At 69.0% G+C, this 4,046-nt stretch carries 5 protein-coding genes; all 5 read left to right on the plus strand.

The window, feature by feature from the left end:
- On the plus strand, positions 1 to 532 hold a 532-nt coding region (locus tag AC1VAN_RS14040), incomplete at its 5' end, for a substrate binding domain-containing protein (RefSeq protein WP_480986009.1).
- 92 nt (positions 533 to 624) lie between these two features.
- Positions 625 to 1,275 carry a DsbA family oxidoreductase gene (locus AC1VAN_RS14045; RefSeq protein WP_442252208.1) on the plus strand — a complete coding sequence of 217 codons (651 nt, stop codon included), beginning with the start codon at positions 625 to 627 and terminating at the stop codon, positions 1,273 to 1,275.
- Between the two features lie 33 nt (positions 1,276 to 1,308).
- A complete protein-coding gene (locus tag AC1VAN_RS14050) occupies positions 1,309 to 2,316 on the plus strand; it encodes a cyclase family protein (protein ID WP_480986010.1) in 1,008 nt (335 codons plus the stop codon).
- A 286-nt stretch (positions 2,317 to 2,602) separates the two neighbouring features.
- Complete coding sequence (imuA, locus tag AC1VAN_RS14055) at positions 2,603 to 3,217, plus strand: translesion DNA synthesis-associated protein ImuA (RefSeq protein WP_480986011.1); 615 nt, start codon at positions 2,603 to 2,605, stop codon at positions 3,215 to 3,217.
- Between the two features lie 9 nt (positions 3,218 to 3,226).
- The coding region (locus AC1VAN_RS14060; protein ID WP_480986012.1) for a Y-family DNA polymerase at positions 3,227 to 4,046 on the plus strand (820 nt) is incomplete at its 3' end.

The raw sequence follows: 4,046 nt of genomic DNA on the forward strand, positions 1-4,046 counted from the left end.
GGTGATGGAAGACCGTCTGCTTGATGCGGTTGGCGAAGGGTTCGATGTATCCCTGCGCATCCGCGCCGAACTGGAAGATTCGCGGCTGGTCGCACGCCGCCTGGCTTCGCTGCAGCAGGTGCTGTGCGCGGCACCGTCCTATCTGCAGCACCATCCGGCACCGCAGGTGGTGGAAKAACTGCAGGCGCACAGCGTGCTTGGCTACAGCCTGTCCGATTCACCCGGCAGCTGGCCGCTGCTCGGCCCCGATGGCCAGGTCACGGTGACCCTGCCGACACGGGTCACCGCCAACAACAGTCTGCTGCTGCGTGACCTGCTGGTCGCCGGCCTCGGTATCGGTGCGCTGCCCTCGTTCCTGGCCGMACCGGCACTGGCCAGCGGCGAACTGCAGCAGGTGCTGCCCAACCATCGCTATCCGCCGCGGTTCGTCTACGCGGTCTACCCCACCGCGCGCCACCTGCAACCGAAGGTACGCGCCTTCATCGATTTCCTGCACGCCGAACTGCCCGCCTGCGCCGGGCTGGATTCGTAACCGCCAGCGAAAACTGAGCTGCCCGCCGCGTGCTGTTTCGGCCCGGCGCCACTGCCTACTCTGCCGCCTCCCCTCTCACGGACGGCAGGCCGATGATCGCCTCTCCTTCGCTGACCACCACTGCACCGGTGGTCGATTTCTTTCATGACGTGGTCTGCGGCTGGTGCTTCGTGCTGGCCCCGCGCCTGCAGCAGGTCTCGGTCGAACTCGGCATCCAGGTCCACCACCGCAGCTTCGTGCTGCAGGACTCGCGCGAACAGATGATCGAGGTATTCGGCTCGATGCCGCGCGCCAAGGCCATCATCCTGCGCCACTGGGCCGACTGCGCCGCGCATGACGACAGCGCGCGCATCGATATCGACGGCATGCGGGCACAGGACTTCGAATACCCTTCCGGTTGGCTGGGTGCACTGGCCTGCCAGGCCGCCGGCATGCTCGGCGGCAACGCCGCACACGGCGCGATGTTCGATGCCGTGCAGTGGGCGCACCTGCACCAGCACCGAAACATCGGTGACGTCGAGGTGCTGCTGGACATCGCCGAACAGCTGGGGCATCGGCGTGGCGTCTTCGCCGACCGGATGCGCAGCGATGAGGTGCGCCAGCGCGTGCAGGCCGACCGCGCTGAAGCTGCCGCACTCGGCATCCGCTCCATCCCCACCGTCATCACCGGCAACGGCCTGCGCCTGCAGACCCTGCCGCTGCCGCAACTGCGCCAGGCCCTGGCGCCGCTGGTCGCGGCCTGAGCCGCACCGTTCCCCACCTTCAAGGAGATTCCCATGACCCCACGTACCCTGGGCACCGCCCTGGCCCTGCTGTTGGCCGGCGCCGCGGCTTCCACCGCCGTGTCCGCGYACGAACGCGTTCCCTCCGGCCAGCAGGTCGGCACCAGCCCCTGGGGGCCGAAGGACGAGATCGGCCGCCTCAACCTGATCACCGAGGCCTCACGCGCAGCGATCCTGTCGCGGGTCAGCGGCGGCAAAGCCTACGATCTGGCCACCGAGTACTACGTCGGCATGCCCAGCTGGCAGGATGCCGGCGACCCGCACTACCAGTTCTGGATGACCCACACCCCGCGCGGCACGGTGATGGACGACCCGATGGGCGTAGGCGAGACGATGAACCTCACCCGCAGCTACACCGGCACCGCGTTCTCGATGTACAGCCACACCGGCACCCACATCGATGCGCTGAACCACTTCGGCATCCATGGAAAGATCTGGAATGGCTTCGAGGCCGACAAGCACCTCGGCGACCGCGGCTGGAACGTCACCGGCATCGAGAAATTCCCGCCGCTGATCGCCCGTGGCGTACTGATCGACGTGGCCGGCGCCAAGGGCATGGACATGCTGCCGGACAGCTACCGCGTCACCCGCCAGGACCTGAAGGATGCGCTGGCGCGCCAGCACGTGCAGCTGCAGCAGGGCGACATCGTACTGATCCGCACCGGTCGCATGCGCCTGTTCGAACAGCCCAAGGCCTACATGGCCAACCCGCCGGGCATGGGCATGGATGCGGCGCGTTTCCTGGTGGAGGACAGCGGCGCGATGATCGTCGGCGCCGACAACCTCAGCTTCGAGACCTTCCCTTCCGAAGTGTCCGACGACTACGTGCCGCTGCACACCTACCTGCTGGCGCAGCAGGGCGCGCCGATCATCGAGCTGGTGGCGCTGGATGAACTGGCGCGCGACAAGGTCTATGAGTTCGCCTTCATCGGTGGCCCGCTGAAGATCCGCGGCGGCGACGCCGCGCCGCTGCGCCCGGTGGCCCTGCCGGTCCGCCCGTGACCCGATAGCCGGGCCAGGGTGGGCGGTGCCGACCTTGGCCGGCACCGCTTTTCCCGCATCCAGGCCCCCGTTCCCCAGTAGATCCACGCCCTGCGTGGATGCTTTACCTCCTTCAGCAAGCTGAAACCCCGCCCTCCGATTTCATTAGTAATATTACTCACAAGCCGAGTAGCATGTCCGGTCTCAGCCCCTGATATCGGCCTGTCGATACTCGCTCCATGCCTGCCGTTTCCGCCCACTTCTGCCGCTTCCCGCCAGCCCGGCGCCTCCCCCGGAGGACCGGCTGATGGGCGCCGTCGTCGCCCTCGACCGCCTGCTGGACGGCCGCCAGGTCTGGCGCGGGCCGGCACGCCAGGGGCAGGCCAGCGACCATCTGGCCAGTGGCCACCCGGCGCTGGACGCGCGCCTGCCCGGCGGTGGCTGGCCAGCCAGCGGGCTGTGCGAAGTACTGCAGGCAGCACCCGGGGTCGGTGAACTGGCCCTGATCTGGCCGGCGCTGGCAAAGCTGAGCCAGCAACCACGACCGATCGTGCTGGTCGCCCCACCCTATCGCCCGCACGCCCCGGCATGGGCCGCCGCCGGGCTCGACCTGGCCCAGCTGCAGATCATCCACGCCGCACCGAAGCAGGCGCTGTGGGCGGCCGAGCAGTGCCTGCGCTCTGCCGCCTGCGCCGCCGTGCTGTGCTGGCCGCAGCAGGCCGACGATCGTGCCCTGCGCCGCCTGCAGGTTGCCGCCGACAGCGGCCAGTGCCTGGGTTTCGTGTTCCGCGAGGCCCGCGCCGCCCGCAACCCCTCCCCGGCCAKCCTGCGCCTGCAGCTCGACCATGGCCAGGTGCGGGTGCTGAAGTGCCGCGGCGGGCTGCCACCGGCGCAGCCGTTGCCGCTGGCCATCGCCCACTGAGGCCGCGCCATGCACTGGGCCTGCCTGTTGTTGCCGCAGCTGGCGCTGGACAGCGTGCTGCGCCTGCAGCCCGATCCACAGCGGCCACTGGTACTGCTGCAGGGGCCGGCGCAGCGTCGTGTGCTGCGTGCGGTCAGCCCTGCCGCGCGGGCAGCGGGGCTGCGCCCGGGCATGCTGCTGTCGGCCGCGCAGGTGCTGGTGCAGGACCTGCAGCTGCATGACTACGATCCCAGCGCCGAACAGCACACCCGGCAGTTGCTGGCCAGCTGGCTGTATGCCACCAGCTCGCTGGTCAGCCTCGATTTTCCGCATGCGCTGGTGCTGGAGATCGGTGCCAGCCGTGCCCTGTTCGGCGATTGGCTRACGATCGAACAACGCCTGCGCAACGGCCTGCACGACCTGGGCTTCCGCCATCGCCTGGTCGCTGCCCCCAACCCGCATGCCGCGCGCGTGCTGGCCAATGTGCACGATGGCCTTGGCATCGATGCGCAGCAGCTGCCCGCCGCACTGGCACAGCTGCCACTGGCGCGTAGTGGCCTGCCCGTTGATGCAGTGACCGTGCTGGCACGCTCCGGCCTGCGCACGCTGGGGGCGGCCTTCGACCTGCCGCGCGAAAGCCTGGCCCGCCGCTTCGCCCCCGAGGTACTGCAGCAGCTGGATGCCGTGCGCGGTTTGGGCAACGCGCCGCTGCGCTATTACCAGCCGCCGGACCGGTTCGATGCGCGCATCGAATTCGAATACGAGATCGAATCCAGCCAGGCCCTGCTGTTCCCGCTGCGGCGCCTGCTGCTGGATCTGGCCGCATTCCTGTGTTCGCGCGATGGTGGCG

The organism is Stenotrophomonas sp. 05L44_2 (assembly GCF_056665995.1).